The organism is Zoogloea sp. GDB6 (assembly GCF_056724105.1).
In genome coordinates this window covers 5241766-5259055 of the sequence record NZ_CM161497.1, presented here as the reverse complement: position 1 = coordinate 5259055, position 17290 = coordinate 5241766, and the positions used below count along the sequence as shown (strand labels likewise).

Annotated in this window: 19 protein-coding genes; 9 read left to right on the top strand and 10 right to left on the bottom strand. The window is 60.8% G+C overall.

Annotated elements, in window-relative coordinates:
- Nucleotides 1–279: 279 nt before the first annotated feature.
- The gene (locus AC1PQG_RS23930; protein WP_481120232.1) at nt 280–1347 is read left to right on the top strand and encodes a DNA cytosine methyltransferase; all 1068 of its coding nucleotides are present in this window, start codon (nt 280–282) and stop codon (nt 1345–1347) included.
- Here AC1PQG_RS23930 and AC1PQG_RS23925 read toward each other — a convergent pair.
- From AC1PQG_RS23925 to AC1PQG_RS23915, 3 genes are read right to left on the bottom strand one after another with little or no spacing between them, the layout of a single operon-like run.
- Nucleotides 1323–2090 carry an MAE_28990/MAE_18760 family HEPN-like nuclease gene (locus AC1PQG_RS23925; RefSeq protein ID WP_481120231.1) on the bottom strand — a complete coding sequence of 256 codons (768 nt, stop codon included), beginning with the start codon at nt 2088–2090 and terminating at the stop codon, nt 1323–1325. The genes AC1PQG_RS23930 and AC1PQG_RS23925 overlap by 25 nt on opposite strands.
- Nucleotides 2087–2725, bottom strand: coding sequence for a hypothetical protein (locus tag AC1PQG_RS23920; protein ID WP_481120230.1), 639 nt, complete (start codon nt 2723–2725; stop codon nt 2087–2089). Before AC1PQG_RS23920 ends, AC1PQG_RS23925 begins: the two co-directional genes overlap by 4 nt.
- On the bottom strand, nt 2670–3083 hold the full coding sequence (locus tag AC1PQG_RS23915; protein ID WP_481120229.1) for a DUF262 domain-containing protein: 414 nt from the start codon (nt 3081–3083) through the stop codon (nt 2670–2672). The genes AC1PQG_RS23920 and AC1PQG_RS23915 overlap by 56 nt, the downstream gene beginning before the upstream one ends.
- Nucleotides 3084–3164: 81 nt before the next feature.
- Here AC1PQG_RS23915 and AC1PQG_RS23910 point away from each other — a divergent pair, with 81 nt between their 5' ends.
- Together AC1PQG_RS23910 and AC1PQG_RS23905 are read left to right on the top strand one after the other, a co-directional pair.
- Nucleotides 3165–3605: a very short patch repair endonuclease gene (locus AC1PQG_RS23910; protein WP_481123056.1), complete on the top strand. Its 441-nt coding sequence runs from the start codon at nt 3165–3167 to the stop codon at nt 3603–3605.
- A gap of 73 nt (nt 3606–3678) precedes the next feature.
- Nucleotides 3679–4713 (top strand): virulence RhuM family protein, encoded by a 1035-nt coding sequence (locus AC1PQG_RS23905; protein ID WP_481120228.1) that lies wholly within the window; start codon nt 3679–3681, stop codon nt 4711–4713.
- A 31-nt stretch (nt 4714–4744) separates the two neighbouring features.
- On the opposite strand, the gene AC1PQG_RS23900 is transcribed toward AC1PQG_RS23905, so the two are convergent.
- Genes AC1PQG_RS23900 through AC1PQG_RS23890 form a run of 3 tightly spaced genes read right to left on the bottom strand, consistent with a single transcriptional unit; the run spans nt 4745 to nt 6157 of the window.
- A complete protein-coding gene (locus AC1PQG_RS23900) occupies nt 4745–5299 on the bottom strand; it encodes a hypothetical protein (protein WP_481120227.1) in 555 nt (184 codons plus the stop codon).
- Nucleotides 5296–5871 carry a lysozyme family protein gene (locus tag AC1PQG_RS23895; protein ID WP_481120226.1) on the bottom strand — a complete coding sequence of 192 codons (576 nt, stop codon included), beginning with the start codon at nt 5869–5871 and terminating at the stop codon, nt 5296–5298. The genes AC1PQG_RS23900 and AC1PQG_RS23895 overlap by 4 nt, the downstream gene beginning before the upstream one ends.
- Nucleotides 5861–6157, bottom strand: coding sequence for a hypothetical protein (locus tag AC1PQG_RS23890; protein WP_079434481.1), 297 nt, complete (start codon nt 6155–6157; stop codon nt 5861–5863). The genes AC1PQG_RS23895 and AC1PQG_RS23890 overlap by 11 nt, the downstream gene beginning before the upstream one ends.
- A 467-nt stretch (nt 6158–6624) precedes the next feature.
- On the opposite strand from AC1PQG_RS23890, the gene AC1PQG_RS23885 reads away from it, so the two are divergent.
- Both AC1PQG_RS23885 and AC1PQG_RS23880 read left to right on the top strand, forming a co-directional pair.
- The gene (locus tag AC1PQG_RS23885) at nt 6625–7101 is read left to right on the top strand and encodes a hypothetical protein (protein WP_481120225.1); all 477 of its coding nucleotides are present in this window, start codon (nt 6625–6627) and stop codon (nt 7099–7101) included.
- Between the two features lie 887 nt (nt 7102–7988).
- Entirely contained in the window at nt 7989–8252 is a 264-nt protein-coding gene (locus tag AC1PQG_RS23880) for a hypothetical protein (protein ID WP_481120224.1), read from the top strand.
- Nucleotides 8253–8372: 120 nt separating this feature from the next.
- Here AC1PQG_RS23880 and AC1PQG_RS23875 read toward each other — a convergent pair whose 3' ends face one another.
- Nucleotides 8373–8927, bottom strand: coding sequence for a dihydrofolate reductase family protein (locus AC1PQG_RS23875; RefSeq protein WP_481120223.1), 555 nt, complete (start codon nt 8925–8927; stop codon nt 8373–8375).
- Between the two features lie 91 nt (nt 8928–9018).
- On the opposite strand from AC1PQG_RS23875, the gene AC1PQG_RS23870 reads away from it, so the two are divergent.
- Complete coding sequence (locus tag AC1PQG_RS23870) at nt 9019–12279, top strand: DUF2339 domain-containing protein (RefSeq protein WP_481120222.1); 3261 nt, start codon at nt 9019–9021, stop codon at nt 12277–12279.
- 5 nt (nt 12280–12284) lie between these two features.
- Entirely contained in the window at nt 12285–13760 is a 1476-nt protein-coding gene (locus AC1PQG_RS23865; RefSeq protein WP_481120221.1) for a DUF3999 family protein, read from the top strand.
- A gap of 19 nt (nt 13761–13779) precedes the next feature.
- Here AC1PQG_RS23865 and AC1PQG_RS23860 read toward each other — a convergent pair whose 3' ends face one another.
- The 3 genes from AC1PQG_RS23860 to AC1PQG_RS23850 are packed head-to-tail and all read right to left on the bottom strand — an operon-like array spanning nt 13780 to nt 15982.
- Nucleotides 13780–14955, bottom strand: coding sequence for a metallophosphoesterase (locus tag AC1PQG_RS23860; protein ID WP_481120220.1), 1176 nt, complete (start codon nt 14953–14955; stop codon nt 13780–13782).
- A gap of 24 nt (nt 14956–14979) precedes the next feature.
- Nucleotides 14980–15369 (bottom strand): hypothetical protein, encoded by a 390-nt coding sequence (locus AC1PQG_RS23855; protein ID WP_481120219.1) that lies wholly within the window; start codon nt 15367–15369, stop codon nt 14980–14982.
- 16 nt (nt 15370–15385) lie between these two features.
- Nucleotides 15386–15982, bottom strand: coding sequence for an RNA polymerase sigma factor (locus AC1PQG_RS23850; protein WP_481120218.1), 597 nt, complete (start codon nt 15980–15982; stop codon nt 15386–15388).
- Nucleotides 15983–16257: 275 nt separating this feature from the next.
- On the opposite strand from AC1PQG_RS23850, the gene AC1PQG_RS23845 reads away from it, so the two are divergent.
- Nucleotides 16258–16716, top strand: a complete 459-nt coding sequence (locus AC1PQG_RS23845; protein WP_481120217.1) for a helix-turn-helix domain-containing protein — start codon at nt 16258–16260, stop codon at nt 16714–16716.
- Between the two features lies 1 nt (nt 16717).
- Nucleotides 16718–17257, top strand: coding sequence for a VapC50 family PIN domain-containing toxin (locus AC1PQG_RS23840; RefSeq protein ID WP_481120216.1), 540 nt, complete (start codon nt 16718–16720; stop codon nt 17255–17257).
- Nucleotides 17258–17290 lie beyond the last annotated feature (33 nt).

Below are 17290 nucleotides of genomic sequence, written 5' to 3'. Positions count from 1 at the left end.
ACCCACCGAAACATTGCTGGCCTTAAGGCTAGGTTTATTCAGTAACAGTGGCATCAATGCCCGATTTTTTTCGTTTACTTGGCACACCATGACTGCTTCGATGACAGAGCAAATGAAAAACTCGTTTCCTGCCGTGCAGGCCATTTTCACTAACTATGTCATCTGACAAGGGTGTGGCTTGTTATCACCGGCGTTTTTTTCTGATCTTCTTTGCTCTTTCATGTGCTGTGCTGACCTAAGTGTTACTTGTCGGTTCAGTCCGCGTGGGAGCGTTTTTGCATGAAAATTGAAGCCGTTGATCTGTTCTGTGGTGTGGGCGGGCTAACGTGTGGTCTGCGCGAGGCGGGGGTCAAGGTGTCAGCGGGAGTTGACGTCGAGGAGCTGTGTAGATATCCATTCGAGCAAAACCATCCGGGTGCTAAGTTCTATGCGAGGGATGTCGGTAACCTGACGGCAGATGAATTGCGAAAGTATTGGCGGAACAAAGGAGGGGCTGTACGTCTGCTAGCTGGTTGTGCTCCATGCCAACCGTTTTCGTCATATACCCGCACATCTTTGACCTCCAGACATGCGAAATGGGGTTTGCTACAAGAGTTCGCTCGTCTTGTAGAAGAGACGTGTCCAGAGTTGGTAACGATGGAGAATGTGCCGGGACTTGAGCGTGAAGAACCCTTCACGCTTTTCTTGAGCATACTCGCGACCGCTAAATACGAGTTCGACTATCGTGTGGTGAACTGCGCAGATTACGGTGTTCCACAGCAGCGGCGGCGGTTGGTCTTGGTCGCGTCACGATTGGGACCAATTTCGCTGCCTGAGCCGACTCACCGTGGTCCAGACAATTGGATTACTGTGCGGAAAGTGATTGCTGATCTACCGAAAATCGGTGCCGGTGAAGGTCACGATAACGACCCACTTCATCGAGCAGCAAAGTTGTCGGAGCTGAATCTGAAGCGTATCCGTGCTGCAAAGGAAGGCGGTACATGGAGGGATTGGCCTGACGAACTGGTGGCGGAGTGCCATCGCCGGGAAAGTGGCAAGCACTCAGCGGGTGTCTATGGACGTATGCGTTGGGATCAGCCAGCGCCTACCATGACAACCCTTTGTTATGGTTTTGGAAATGGCCGCTTTGGCCATCCTGACCAGGATCGCGCAATCTCGCTAAGAGAGGCTGCTATCTTCCAATCGTTTCCGGCGAAGTACCGCTTCGTTGCAGAGGGGGATGAGATACCAATGAAGCGCGTTTCGCGCTGGATTGGAAATGCGGTGCCGCCTAAGTTGGGTGCAGCCATAGGCCGGGTTTTCGTCAAACACGTGAAGCAGCATTACGCTGAGTGCTCCTCGCCCTGATATTGTTCTTGCCGTGTTCGTGGACGGTTCAAATACTGTAATTCGTAGAGGTAAGTTTCGATATTTTTGAGGATGTCGCCGAGATAATAGATGACTTCGTCCTTGATGCGAATCAGTTCGTCAAAGGAGAGTTCTCGGCCACATTCCTTGAATGCCAAGCTACCGTGAGCTAGTTCATTGCGCTTCTTTTTGACCTTTACAAGGTTGCCACCATTTTGAGTCTTTTCACTGTTCGTATTTGCTGAGAATCCATACATCGCGGCAATCTCTCTTATCATTCTTGCGTCAATGTTCCCGGAGAAGAGAGGATTTTTTTCTCTTTTTGCAGATTTTCGATGGTCATCGATCCAGTGCCGGAGCATGGATTGGCTGAGTGGATGTGAAAGATGTGTGGCCAACTCTTCTGTAGTTGGTCTAAATCGTTCGATAGCCCGTCTTCTCAGTGGTTCAGTTAAATCATCAATTCCGATGTCGTTATTTGCTTCAATCTCATTGTGAATATCCTCGATGGCCGAAGTCATAGTCGCTTCTACAAGGTTGTAGAGCAATAACATACCGTTGGCCTTGAGTGTATGCGTCAGGTCTTTTGGTAGAGATTTTTCCTGCGGCTTTGTTTCTGGCGGAGAATTCAAAGGTAGGGGAAATATTAGCCGGGCTTCCTTGTCGATTAAGTCATCTAGCAGGTCAAAGTAAAGATGAATCTCAAGCGACCGCTCGTCAAAAAGCTCTCGTGTTGGGATCATTCTTCATCTTCCTCTTCTGGAGCTACGCCAAGAAGATTGTCTCTTACAAAATGAATTCTGTTCCGTACTCGTGGTTTAGAGTTGCTGGCGTCCGAGCGGGTGTGGCGGATAAATTCTTTGCTATGCAGCCATGAAGTTGGATCTTCGGGAACTAAATTGGGATTGATACGGCGTGCCAACGTAACACCGACGGAGATGGCTTCAAAGCGGATGCGTGGGACAGAGGTATTCTTTTCGTTCTTGCGGAATCCGTCCGGGAAGTAAGTTTTGACGAAAACCAACATTTCTTCAAATTCATTACGAAGACGTTCTTCTTCGAATCCATTGTTGCCGTTCGCTAGAAATTCGTTAAGAAATTCCTCTACTGACTTCTGAAAGTCCAGATATTTCTCTATGTAAGCAAAGTAGCGTAATGCCAGTTCAATGTATTCGGCTCGATCTTCTCGCACTCTGCTTACTGGGCAAAGTTCCCGGAAGAGAGGCTTCTTTGCGCAGCCCTGGATGAATGTAAGGAATTTGCCATCAAGACTTCCTCGGCGCTGCTCCATTGGGACCAGTTTGGTTCCGCCTGTGTTCAATCTATCGAAGATTTCTCGTCGAGTTTCTTCGTCTGCCATTTCTGTCAGTTCGATCATGCGAAGGTATACGCTGACTGCCATCGACAATTTCTAGACGACCTTCATACTTGCCCGCCCCCGTGTCTGCGACAAATATATATGGGATGGGTATGTTGAGTAGAAGAGATTCGATGAATCGAGATTGCTGTCTGTCATCCCATACGAATTCACGTTGATAATCTGGGATATAAAGTTCGGCTTCGTCGTTCTCCAGACCGTGAATGAATTTGTCGACAATGACGCTCACAGGGAATTCCCTTATTTCGTGATCGGTGATCTTTTGTTTTTCGTGAATGTCCTTGTCTACCGCTTCTTGTTCTTCGATAGTTCTTGGAAGATCCAACTCACCCTGTTGATCGCTATGCTTTCGTGCCATCGTTCAGTCCGATAAGATTGGTATGCAGAGAATTATGCCACTAAGATGATTCGTGTGAGTTGTGAAGGAGCGTGATAATTGATGGTCGACCGTCTAACCCCAGAGGCTCGAAGTCGGTTGATGGGGCGTGTTCGGCAGCATGGTACGGAGCCTGAGCTTGCGCTGCGCAAGGCCTTGTGGCGTCGTGGGGTGCGCTACCGCCTTAAGACTAAAGAGAGGTTGCCAGGACGGCCCGATATCATTTTTGTGAGGGCAAGGGTTGCCGTATTTGTTGATGGCTGTTTTTGGCATGGATGTCCAGAGCACGGTACTCGATCGAAAACCCGTGCTGATTTTTGGGCAGCCAAGATTGCACGTAATCGAGAACGTGACGCCGAAGTTGACGTCGCCTTGATCGCGATGGGATGGCGTGTTGTACGCATTTGGGAACATGAGATCCGTCGTGATCTCGATGGTTGTGTCACGTTGCTGGAGACCGCTGTACGGTGCCTACCCGAGAAGCAACCTGAGTCTGCAAACTAACTCGAACTGTATTGCGTTGAGGACCTAATGCATCACAAAGAAGAGCGTGTCGAACAGAAGGACGGACTAGCCAATGAACACCCCAGCCGGTGAATTTCTGCTGTACGAGAGTGACGATGGTAATACGCGTATCGAGTGCCGTTTTGCCGGCGATTCGCTGTGGCTATCCCAAGCCTTGATGGCCGAACTGTTCCAGACTAGCAAGCAGAACATTGCCAAGCATCTGAAAGCGATCTTTGCTGAAGGTGAGTTGGAAGGGGATTCAGTTGTCAACCAATGGATGACAACTGCCGCTGATGGTAAGAACTACCGCGTCACCTATTACAACCTCGATGCCATCCTCGCCGTCGGCTACCGGGTGCGCTCGGTGCGGGGCACGCAGTTCCGTCGCTGGGCAACCGAGAGGCTGCGCGAATACCTCGTCAAGGGCTTCACGCTGGACGACGAGCGCCTGAAGAATCCTCCGGTGGGTTCGTCGAGCGCGCCGGACCGTTTCGATGAGTTGCTCGACCGCATCCGTGACATTCGCGCCAGTGAGCGGCGGATGTATCTGCGGGTGCGCGAGATCTTTGCGATGGCATCTGACTACTTGCCGAGTCTCTCGGCAACCACGCAGTTCTTCCAGACCATCCAGAACAAGCTGCACGTTGCGGTCACCGGCATGACGGCGGCGGAGTTGATTCTGGCCCGGGCCGACGCATTGGCGCCGAACATGGGGCTGACGCATACGAAGACCGGGCGTGTGAGCAAGGCAGACGTACGCGTGGCAAAGAATTACCTGTTCGAAGGTGAGATTGAAGAACTGAACCGCATCGTGACGATGTGGCTGGATTTCGCCGAGGATCAGGCGAGGCGCCGTAAAGCGGTCTTCCTCAAGGATTGGGAGACGAAACTCGATGATTTCCTGAGATTCAACGAACGCGAAGTCTTGCAAGATGCGGGCAGTCGGTCGCACAAGCAGGCCATGGCGCATGCTGACGCGGAATACGAGCGCTTTGCGGCCCAGCGTCGTGCCCTGCTGGAGGCCGAGGGCAGTATGCACAACGTGCAGATGCTGGAAGACGCCGCCAAAGTGCTGCCGAAACAGGGCAGGAAGGCGCAAAAGTGAGAGAGCTCAGAGCTCTCAATTTAGTACCTCTTTAGTCAAGCTTACAGCGCCCAAGATTACGCCCGTCCATGTCGAACTCCTGGCATCCCCCCGGCACGTAGCGCTTCCCATCAAAGTCGTAGCGTGTCTTGTAGCACTTCATCGCCGTGCAGTTAGTTTCATCGACCGACGCGAAAGATTTGTCTGTCGCCACGACATCGACACGATCCGCACCGCCGTACAGCAAGACTTTATTGCGGTCATCGACGATCCAATAGGAGAACGTGTGCGCTCCAGCCAGTGGCGAGAAGTGCTCGGCCGATGCTCTGATGAATGCATATTTGCCTGGGCACGCTGAACAAATGGCAACGTTTCTTGCGGCGAGAATAGTTCGTTTGTCCCTGATTTCCTTATGCTCTTTGAAATAGTCGCCCAAGAGACTCTTCAGGTCGGCATCAAGAGACCCGAAGATCGAGTGCGCGACTGTGGCACTGGGCAAACTCCAGCCTGATTTTGTGTTGTCGTCAGTTTGTGTCGTCAGGATGGGGTCAGAGGCCTGGGCTCCGATGGAAACAACCAAGGCCAACCAAGCGAACTTCGACGTCATTTGAGCGTGCCGCCAGCTGCTTTGTACCAAGCTTCCAGCGTTTCGTACTTGTGCACACCGAACGAAGTCCATTGCTTTCTCGTCAGTAGTACCTTGATGGGGGTTTTGATCTCGCCGTCGACAATGTGTTGGATCATCTTGAAGCTGCGAATGTTGTCGACCGCAATCAAGTCCTGCGTGTGCGGAGAGAAGTTGACCAACCCTTGTGATTTGATCCCATGTTCTGTCCAGCAGGCGCGGTTGATTTGGTAAAGCCCTGCCGCAGTCGTATGGCCGTCTTTGCCCACTCCGGGGTGAGTTGATTCGTCGGAGAAGGTCCAGGCGTCCTTGCCACGAACCCATCCGAATTTGGCGTGATAGTCACCCCCCTCGGCTTTGGCCGTCATTTGCAGAAACGCCTGCACATTCTTGTTCTTCAACAATTCTTCGTTCTGCGCACGCCGCACGGCCTTCTTGTCGATCTTGAGCGTCTTCGGATCGGTATCGCCGGCAGACGTGGTGGTCGCATTGGCTGCAGCCATCAGCGGTACGCGTGAGGAATGATGAGCCCTACGGGCCGCACTATTGCTCATTCAAATCCTCCCAATCACCCATCTCGATGCGGATACCCTCGGCGTTGTTCGTATTACCCACCAGGTGGGTGTAGCCTTGGGCATCTGTCACACCGTATTCCGATCGGCCGTCTGCCCGGTGCACCACGTATTCGCAGTGGGCCAAGGGGGTTCCTGTCTCGTCGTCGACCAGACGGAACCAGTCGTTGAACGCCTTGGCCGTTACTGGAACCGATGTGTGACCCGCATGCGCAAGCCACCCTTCTGCACCGGCCATTTGTGCAATCTCATGGCCTTCAAAGCTCATACGGGCCTTGCCAGATAATGCTTTGAGGCGTGGCGGCGTCGGGCATTTGCAAAGACACAGATCCCCGTCCAAGTTCGCTTGTCGGCCGTCTGCTCCTGTATGGGGATGGTAGGGCGGTACGCACTTAGTCACACCCCAACTTTTGCAGGTATCGCAATACACTGGGTCGCCCTCGAAGCAACCATGTTTCCCATCATAGGTTATTGACCACTGCTGAGGATTCGGGCGCACTCTGCCCCCGCCTGGGGTGAGACTGTCTCCCTCACGAACGAACAGACGCCAGTACATATTTATTTCTCTTTCGTTGGGGTTCATTGCTTGCGTCAGCCACACTAGAGATTCCGTCATCGAGCATTCGGCGAGCTCTGGATAATCTAATTGACATATTCTACACCCTTCTCCCAGAATCCCCCTCGCACAATTTCGTGCCAATGTCATGAATCGGCAAGCCGAGAAGGAGCGAGAGGATGACCCAGAACGTGATTTCACTGCCGCTGTCCGCGGAGCAGATCGACTTGGTCCAGAAGGCCCTGGAGGTGCTGGAGCAGCAGTTGGCGGGTTTGATTTCCCTGTCGGTGGATCAGCGGCGGGAGCTGAGCAAGATGGGGCCGAAGTCGGAGATGTTCGCGCGCAAGGCGTATGACGTGATCGCCCAGTCTCCGGAGATCCTGCCGGGGACTTTCGATCTCAAGGAATTTGGCGCGGACATCCAGGCGTTGGATCGCCTGCGTCCGGTGCTGGCCCGTCTGACCGCGCTGACCCAGCGCGGGGATGACACCGAGATGGCGCTGGGCAGCGACATCTACGCTGCGGCGCTGGAGGCTTACCGTTTTGCCAAGCTCGCGGGCAAGGGCACGGCACTGGATGAACTCCGCGCTCAGGCGTTGACGCGTTTCAAGGGGCAGAGTCGGCGTCGCGATGAAACGGGTGCCGTTCCGGCCTGATGGTCCTCGCTTGCAGGGGAGTGCGCGAGGCCCGGATCGAAACCCGTGTTGCTCTGGGCGGCACGGGTTTCATTTTTTGGGAAGCTAGCCTCCTCCGGACATGAACGGGCTTCAATCAGGGGTGAGCCAGCTCATGTCGCAGCCTCTAGCGCTTCGCTCTGAGGGAAGTGGGCTTCAATCACGGGATCAAATGCTCAGTTCTGAGGGAAGTAGGCTTCAATCGCGGGATCAAAAGTTCAGCTCCGAGGGACGCGGGCTTCAATCGCGGGATCAAATGCTGAGTTCCGAGGGAAGTGGACTCCCATCGCGGGATCAAATGCTCAGCTCCGAGGGAAGCGAGTTCAAATCCCGGCATCAAGCGTTCGGCTCCGCGCATCGAAGGTTCAAGTCGGAGAGGCGAGAGTCTGTCCAGGTCTGACGCGTTTTATCCGGTTTTATCTTGTTCAGGATAAAACCGGATAGTTGGGGCGGATCGCCAGTTGGCCGGGATCGCCGCAAATCTTGACCCCCGCTGTAACTCAGGCCGATACTTCACTCGTTACCTAAACAATGGTGACCGGGATTGGAACCCCGGATCGACATAGGCCGATACGATCAGGCCGCGCTGTGCGCGGTTTTTTCTATTGGTGCATGGCTGCGTCCATCCTATGGCGGGCCGTGCGGGGCAGCCGTGAGGCTGGCCGGTTCCTATGTCCCGGTAGTTCCAACCCCGTACGGTTCCGCCGCCCTCATTGGAACGAGAGCGCGGAAATCCATATCGCAGACATAGGAGCTATCACCATGCACCACCGCGAAATGGGCCCACTTGCCCGAACCCAGCTTTACCGTCTCCGTCCTAGCAGTGTCATGCCCGCATGTCATCCGATCGTCATCGGAAGGAGTATCGCATGAGCACTCCGATGGAGTTTCCCGCAACAGCTGATCCGCTTTACCTGCTCAACGACGAAGTTGGAAATTTGGCGCTCACCGACCAGCTTTCCGCCCGTCAGGCCCAGCTCCAGGCTTTGCTTGCCGTGACTTTCGGCAGTTCGGGCGACGCCTTTCGGCGTCTCAGTCCCACTTACCAAGACAATTACCTGTGGGCCTGCGCGATGATCGCGGAGGAGGTGCAGGAATTGTTCGAGGCCTTGCGGGCGCGGGGGCGCGCTTAGAGGATCAGCCGGGTCAGGGGGCAGGTGTTTCTTGCCGTTGCGTATGTCGTGCTGGTTGGCGTCGTAACGGCACACTTGCTCCATAAAGGGCTGGGACGCTCTATCAAAATGGGACTTCCGCTATTTCCCAATCTCATACCGCAGTTCCACCATGCTGGTCCCCATCTGGCGAACTGACACCAGCCGCAGCGTGGGGCTCAGGACGCGGCGTGGGAAGATCTGTTTCCCCTTGCCGAGGGTCACGGAGCCGATCTGGATGATGATTTCATCGAGCAGTCCGGCGTCATGAAACTGCCCGGCCAGGTCTCCGCCGCCGACGATCCAGATGTTCTTCGGCCCGGCGGCGGCGCGCATCTGCTGGTGCACCTCGCGCACGTCGCCTTTGACGAAGCGGATGTCCGCCGCTTCGACGACAGGGAGCTGGCGGGTGGTGAATACCCAGGCCGGTTGGGAGTAGGGCCAGGGTGAGCCGGTTTCGGCGGCCACCTGGTCGGCGTTGCGGAGCATCCATTCATAGGTGGAGGACCCCATGGCCAGCGCGCCGACTTCGGCGATGAAGGCGGGATAGCTGGACGCGTTCAGATCGCCAAGGGGAAACAGCCATTCCAGCGAGTCGTCCTCGGTGGCAATGAAGCCATCGAGACTGGAGGCGGTGTAGTACTGGGTTTTCGTCATTCTGCTCACCTCTTGCCAAAAGCGTTGTGCACACGGCGGAAATTACTCCCATGTGATAATCCGGCACACCCCTCCTGCACGGAAGATCCGTATGGAATCCCTGCTCGTCCTGCTGGCGTTCGCCTTTGTCATCGCGCCCATCGTGCTGCTGTTCCTGGTGATCGGTGCCCGGCGCCGGCTGGGGGACCTGGAGCAAAAGGTCCTGCTGCAGGAGGAGCGGATCCAGCAGCTTTATCGTCAGGCCAGTGCAGCCCGGACGGCTGAGTCGCCGGAGGTTCCCGTCGTGTGGCCCGCCGAAGCGTCCGTGGTTCCGACGCCCGGCGGCGACCCGGCGGCGGTCCCTGCCGAAATCGATTATGGGCCAGTGTTCGTGCCGACGCTGCCGGACCGGGAGCCGGTTCCGCTTGTGGAGGCCGTGGCCGATTATGAGCCGGAGCCGGCGACGATGCCCGGCACCGTGGAGACGCCCGCCGAGCCCGTCCGGCCCGCACCGCCGCCGGAAGCCTACGAACCAGCGCCGCCACCGGCCTGGCTGCTAGCCGCCAAGGCCTGGCTGTTCGGCGGTAATCTGGTCGCCAAGGTCGGCCTGCTGATTCTCTTCTTCGGCGTCAGCTTCCTGCTCAAGTACGCCGCGGCGCGGGTCTCGGTGCCGATCGAGCTGCGGCTGGCCGGCATCGTGGTCGCCGACATCGCGCTGCTGCTGTGGGGCTGGCGCATCCGCGCAAGCCGCGCGTCGATCAGCCTGCCGGTGCAGGGCGCGGCCCTCGGCATCCTGATGCTGGTGACCTTCGGTGCCTTCCGTCTGTACGACCTGATTCCGGGCGGGCTGGCCTTCGCGCTGCTGTTCGTGCTGACCTTGTTCACCTGCCTGCTGGCGGTCCTGCAGGATGCGGTCTGGCTGGCGGTGTTCGGTATCGTCGGCGGCTTTGCGGCGCCGATCCTGACCTCCACCGGGCAGGGCAGCCATATTGGCCTGTTCTCGTACTACGCGCTGCTCAACGCCGGGATTCTGGCCATCGCGCTCAAGCGTTCGTGGCGGCTGCTCAACCTGCTCGGCTTCGCCTTCACCTTCCTGATCGGCACGGCCTGGGGCGTGCTGCGCTACCGGCCGGAAGACTATTTCTCGGCGCAGGGTTTCCTGATCCTGTTCTTCGTCTTCTACGTCGCCATCGCCATCCTCTACGCCGGCAGCCAGGCGCCGCGCCTCAAGCACTATGTGGATGGCACGCTGGTCTTCGGCACGCCGCTGCTGGCCTTCGGCCTGCAATACGGCCTCGTCCGCGACACGCCTTTCGGCCTGGCTTTCTCGGCGCTGGCACTGGGGCTGTTCTACACCGGCCTTACTGTGGCCCTGTGGCGGCGCCGCGGCGACACGCTGAAGCTGCTGGTCGAATCCTTCCTGGCCCTCGGCATCGTGTTCGGCACCCTGGCCATTCCGTTTGCCCTCGATGGCCGCTGGACCTCGGCCGCCTGGGCGCTGGAAGGGGCCGGCATCGTGTGGGTCGGCCTGCGCCAGAAGCAGACGCTGGCCTGGGTGTTCGGCGTGCTGGTGCAGGTCGGCGCCTGGGTGTCCTACGTGGCATCGGTCAGCGGCCTGCAACCGGACGTCGCCACCCAGTCCAATCTGTGGCTCGGCTTCCTGCTGCTGGCGGGTACCGGCTTCGTCATGGCGATGAATTTCCGCAAGGAAAGCCTTGCCGACGCCGGCGAAGGGGCATCCGTCCCGATCGCCGCCACGCTGGCCACCGTCTTCCTCTTCTTTGCCGCGCTGTGGCTGCTGGCCGGCGCCTGGTCGGAGATCTTCCTGCACGGCGGCGCGCACGCGCATACCTTGTATGTGCTGAGCGCGATGGCTGTGGCCGCCATCCTCGGCGTGATCGCCGGGCGCCTGGAATGGCCCATCGCGCGTTATTTCGCGCTGGTTCCGCAGGTGCTGGCCGGTCTGGCCCTCTTCTGGTTGCTGGATTTCGATTTCACCGTGGCGGGGCAGCTTGTCAGCGACAATCTTTTCGACACCGGCTTCCTCGGCGGCCTGCTGCTTGCGCTGGGCGCGGGGGTCAGCAGCCGGGCCTTCCTGCGCCAGCCGGAAGGCCGCTATCGCCTGCATTCCCGCATCCTGCTCGGCTGGGCCGCCTACTGGTGGTTTGCCTGGGTGCTGGGCAGCCTCGACGGCTGGGGGGAGCAGGTTCTCGCCAGCCACAATCTGTTCCGCGAGACCGCCTGGCCGCCCGTCCATCCCCTCTATGGCCTCTTCCTGGCGCTGGCCGCGCCGCTCTTTGCCCGCCTGGCCACGCGCTGGAAATGGGGTGAGCTGCGCTGGCTCGCCGCCGCCGTGTGGCCGGGCCTGCTCCACGCCACGCTGCGGATTCTCGAGCAGCTCGGCAACCACCTCGCCATTCCCCCGTGGCCGGTGTGGCTGGCCTTTGTCGCGCTGTGGGCCGCCAGCGAATGGCTGCTGCGGGATGCCGCTCGCGCCGGCTGGCTGCTGCCGGCACGCCAGCCCCGGCTGTTGCGGGTGCTGCACGCCCTCCGTACGGTCGGTCCGTGGCTCATCCTGTGGCCGCTCGGGCACCATCTGGTCATCCTGGGCCTGCAGGCCGACTCGCCGGAACAGGCCGAACTCCTCGCCGCCGGCGGCTGGTTCACGGCCGGCAGTTGGGCGCGCTACCTGCCGGCCTGGGCAATGATGGCCTACGTGGCGCTGCTGATCCCCCGCGCCCGCAGCGAGCGCTGGCCGACCGCCCCCATCGCCGACTGGTACCGGAGCGTGTTCATCCCGCTGGGTACGCTGTGGTCCGTCGGGGTCGCCGTGATCTGGAACTTCACCCAGAACGGCCTGATGGCGCCCTTGCCTTACCTGCCGCTGCTCAACCCCCTCGACCTCACCACCGGCTACGCCGCGCTGCTCGCCGTGGCCACCTGGCGGCTCACCGCGCCCGGCGGCGAACGCCGGCTGCCGGACTGGCTGCCGCAGCTGGCGGCCGGCGCCGCCTACGTGTGGTTCAACCTGATGCTGCTGCGCAGCGCCGCCCACTTCCTCGACATCCCTTACCAGAGCGAAGCGCTGTTCCGCTCGCAATTCGTTCAGGCCATGTTGTCGCTGGTATGGAGCGCCACGGCGCTGGTGCTGATGCGCTTCGCCGCCCGGCGCCTGCTGCGCAAGCCCTGGATGGCGGGGGCCGGGCTGCTGGGGCTGGTCATCCTCAAGCTGTTCTTGGTGGACCTCTCCAACATCGGTGGCATCGAGCGTATCGTTTCCTTCCTCGGCGTCGGCGTCCTGATGCTGGCCATCGGGTATCTGGCCCCATTTCCCACCGAACCCACCGACAAGAAACCGTCCGCCGCGCAATGACAGCCATGTTCCCACCGCGAGCCCTGGCCTTTCCCGCTGTGCTGCTGGTGGCCAGCCTCGCCGCCCCGGCCGTGGCGGCGTCCACCGCTGCCGCGGTGAAGTCGGACACCCCGGCGGACTACGCTTACGCGCTGCCCCTGCAGGTCAACGGCAAGCAGGGCGTGGTCAGCCTGCGCCTGCCGCAGACTGTCTATCTCAAGGCCAGAACGGCCGAGCTCGACGATCTGCGGGTTTTTGATGCGCAGGGCGTGGTCCAGCCGCATGCCTTGTATCGCCCGCCGGCGGAGCAGCCGGCCCGGCGTGGCGTTCTGGCGGCGAGCATCTTTCCGGTCCGCGGTGGGGCGTCTACGACTGCCGGCAGGGCGCCGATCGATATCGACATCCAGACCCGCTCCGATGGCAGTGTGCAGTCGGTGCAGGCGCGGACCGGCAGCGTGCCGGACCGTGACCGTGTCGCGATCAGCCAGCTGATCCTGGATTTCGGTCCGGCGGCCAAAGGCGACGACAACGATCCGCTGCGCATCGAAGCCTTGCGCTTCCAGGCCCCCGGCGGGCAGGGCAGCTACAGCGCCGAGGTCTGGCTGGAAACCAGCGACGACCTCAAGCAATGGCACACCGCCGGCGTCGCCGAGCTGAGCTGGCTGCGCAACGATGGCGCCCAGACCCTGGCCAGCGACCGCCTCGAATTGGGTCCGCAGTCTTTCCGCTACGCGCGCCTGAGCTGGCGCCGGGGCGAGCCGATCCTGTTTCCGGGCATCACGGCGGAAACGGTCAAGCCGCAAAGCAGCGAGCCGGCCCGCGAAACCCTGTGGATCAAGCCCGTGGCCGGCAGGCAGCCCGGCGATCTGGTTTACGCGGCGGGAATCGCCTTGCCGGTGGAGCAGTTCAGCCTCGGGCTGCAGGAGGCGAACATCGTCTATCCGATGGCCCTCGGCGCCTACGTCGAACGCCCCAGCCGCCAGGCCGGCAAAACCACCGAGTGGGTCTTTCAGCCGCGCTCCCAGGCCACCTTCTATCGGATCACCCAGGACGGCCAGACCCGTCGCTCGGGCGCCGTGGGTATCGGCCTGGGCCTCGGCCATCAGCAGGAATGGGTGATCCGGCCCCTGAATGCCGCGGCGACCGCTCAACCCGAGCTCGGGCTGTCGTGGCAGGCCGCGACGCTGATCTTCCTGGCCGGTGGCACACCGCCCTATACCCTCAGCTTCGGTCGCAGCGATGCGACCCCGGTCAACCGGACGCTCGACCAGGTGGCCCCGGGATTCACCCCGGTCGAACTCAGGCAGCTGGAGCAGGCGCAGGTCGGCGAGCTGCAGGTCGGCCGCAGCGATGCCGCCGCAGCGAGCGCCGCCAGTCAGGCCGCCGCCGCGGCCCGGCAGCGCACCTACATCCTGTGGGGCGTGCTGCTGCTCGGCGTCGCCATCCTCGGCGGAATGGTCTGGCGGCTGGTCCGGCAGATGAATGCGGGCAAGGGAAGTTGAGGCGGGTAGGGCAGGCCGATCAAGCCGCAACCAGCCGCAGCACGGTGATCTCCGACGGCGCGCCGAAGCGTTTCGGCGGCCCCCAGTAGCCGGTGCCGCGGCTGGTGTAGACCTGCAGGCCGCCGTGGCGGTGCAGGCCGGCGGTGAAGGGCTGCTGCAGGGGCACGAAGAAATTCCACGGCCAGAACTGGCCGCCGTGGGTGTGGCCGGACAGCTGCAGGTGGAAGCCGGCGGCGTCGGCGGCAGGGGCCGAGCGCGGCTGGTGGGCGAGGAGGATGCGCGGCAGGTCGGCGGGGCTGCCGGCCAGCGCCGCATGCGGGTCGCTGGCGTGGGCGGCGTCGAAGGCGCCGGCGGAATAATCGGTCACGCCGGCCAGCACGAGGCGGCCACCGCGGTGGTGGATGACCACGTGGCGGTTGTGCAGCCCGCGCAGGCCGATGCGCTCGAACTCGCGCATCCACGGCGCAGCGCCGGAATAGTATTCGTGGTTGCCGGTCACGAAATAGCTGCCATGCCGGCTCAGCAGGCCGCCCAGCGGTGCGGTATGGGCGCGCAGCTGGTCGACGCTGCCGTCGACCACGTCGCCGGTGATGGCGACGAGGTCGGCATCCAGTTCATTGACGCGGTTCACGATGGCCTGCACGTAGTCGCGCTTGATCGTCGGCCCGACGTGGATGTCGCTCAGCTGGACGATGGTGAAGCCGGCCAGCTCGGGCGGCAGATCGGCCAGCGGGATATCCACGCGGACGATGCCGGCCAGACGCCGTGCATTGAAATAGCCGACCACGGTGAACAGGCTGGCCAGCCCGACGACGGCCAGGGCGCTCGGCTCGGCCAGCGACGGTGCATCGGCGACCAGCAGGGCGATATCGCGCAGCACGGTGAGCACCAGCACCGAGGACAGCCAGCCCATCGCCAGGCTGCTCAGCCAGGCGAGCCGGTCGGCCAGCGCCTGGCTCACGACAAGGAAGCGCCCCAGCAGGCCGAGCGGCATGAGGCCGGTGGATAGCGCCAGCCCGCCGATGGCCAGCGCCAGGCCGGCCGGGCCCAGGTCAAGGGGCGGCAGCAGCCGCCAGCCGATGTAGGCGTGCAGGGCGGCGATCAGCGGCAGCATGCGCCACAGCGCGCGGCGCAGGTGGCTGGGCAGCCGCGTCTGGCTGCTTGAAGGTGCTGTCTCGGTTCGAGTCTGGGGCATGGGGGGCATTCCGTTCTGGTTGTTTCAGGCGGTGCCGGAGGTTTGATCGCTGTTGCCACCGGTGTTCTCCGGTGCTTCGACCTTGTTCGGCGCACCGCAGTTGCCCCAGCGGCTGTGGAAGCGGCCCTTGAGCTGCTGGCGCTCTTCCGGCGTCAGGCTCTCCCACTGGGCCCGGCGCTCGCGCCAATGGCCGTGGCAGCCGCCGCGCAGCCCGCCGAAGAGGATCCGGCTGAGCACCAGCACGCCCAGCGCCTGCCAGTAGCCGATGCGCGAGACACCGGCGAACAGGTCGGGCAGCAGGCAGTTCCACAATTCCATGACGACCCAGGTGAGGGCGCCGACGCCGGCCACGGCCAGCAGGCCGATCTTGATGCAGCGCGACACGCAGCCGGATTTCTCGGTAGAGCATTTCATCTTGATGGTTTCCCGTTCAGTTTCGTTCGTCGTAAAGGGGCTGGAGGCGCTCGCGCAGGTGCAGTACCGCCTGGCGCTTCCAGCCGAGCAAGGTGTTCAGGGGGACGCCGCTGTCGGCCGCCATGTCCTTGAAGCTGCGCCCGTCGATCTCGTGGCCGATGAAGGTGTCGCGCGGCCCCGGCGCAAGCTCGTCGAGGGCCGCCGTGATGGCCTCCAGCCACAGCCGCCGCAGGTGCGCCGCCTCGGGCCCGCCGTCGCCGGCCGGCAGCGCGTCGTCCAGCCAGTGCGCGTCGTCGTCGCCATCCTCCGGCCCGGTGAGCGGCAGGGGCTCTTCGCGCCGCTTGCGAAAGCGGTCCACGATGCGGTTGCGCGCCACCCGGAACAGCCACGCGCCGACCTGCTCGATCGGCTGCGGCAGGCGCCAGGCCTGGACCAGCTCGAAAAAGACATCCTGCAGGATGTCCTCTGCCTCGCCCGAATCCGGCACCCGCTGACGGATGAAGCTGCCCAAGCGCCCGCTCTCGCGGGCGATGGTCTCAGTCAGGCGTCGGTCCTGCTCGGCCATCGGCGTGGGCTCTTCGTTGGGCAGAGGAAGTGAAAACGATGCGTCCATGCCTGGGTAGACGAACGCCAGGCGCGGATATTGTGGGGCGGGGAAAAATAGTTGGGGCGGTGTGCGTGTGCCTGTTTCGCTTGTTTCGTTTATTTCGTTTGTTTATAGTCAATGTACGGCAAGAGATGGCTGCGCCCGGAACCCTGCGAGGTCCGGTTCGCGAACAGCCCGCCGACCGATACTTGAGCTCACATTGATCCTGAACGGATATCACGCTGAACGAGATCACGGACTCCAGCGCTGACATTGATACCGATACCGACTCTGAGCGAATCATGAACACAAAGGTAAGACCCGACCTCCCGACGGAGGCCGAAGCGACGCTGGCCAAGGAAAGCAGCAGATTGCTGTCCCTGTATCTCAGCAGCCAGGAAGAGACCCAGGAAATCCGGGTCGTCGATCAGGGCGGCGAACATGAGGCGGTGCGCGTACCGACTGCAGCCTATCGCCTGTTGATCGACATCCTGGCCGAGATGGCGCAGGGCAATGCAGTGAGCCTGATCCCGGTGCATGCGGAGCTGACAACACAAGAGGCGGCCGACATGCTCAATGTTTCCCGTCCGTATCTGGTCAAGTTGCTGGATGGTGGGAGCATTCCCTTCCACAAGGTGGGTACCCATCGGCGCGTGTATTACCAGGATCTGGTGAATTACAAGAACCGCATCGATACGGAACGAATGAAGGCATTGGAGGAACTGACGGCCCAGGCACAGGAATTGAACATGGGCTATTGAAATGACCAGTTTTTCGGTGGTGTACGACGCGTGCGTGCTGTATCCGGCACCCTTGCGCGATCTCTTGATGCACCTGGCAATGAGCGACCTGTACCGCGCCAAGTGGACGCAGCAGATTCACGCGGAGTGGATGCGCAATGTGCTGGCCAACCGACCTGATCTGAAGCCCGAACAACTGGAGCGGACACGCGAGCTGATGGACAGCAAGGTGCGTGACAGTCTGGTGGAAGGCTATGAGTACCTGATTCAGGGACTGAGGCTGCCGGATGAGGATGATCGGCACGTGCTGGCCGCGGCGATCCGCAGCCAGAGCAGCGTGATTGAGGCGCTGGATGAGTACGAGGTGGAGGCACTGCATCCGGATGAGTTCATCGCACATCTGATCGACCTGAACCCGGCACAGGTGCTGGCAGCGGTGGCAAGACATCGCGCCAGCCTGAAGAACCCGCCGAAGACGCAGGAGGCGTATCTGGACACGCTGCTTCAGCAAGGTTTGCCGGAGACGGTGGCGCAATTGCGGCAGTGGGTGATGGCCTTCTAGCTGAATGACATTGTTCGGTTGAAGCCTGGCAAG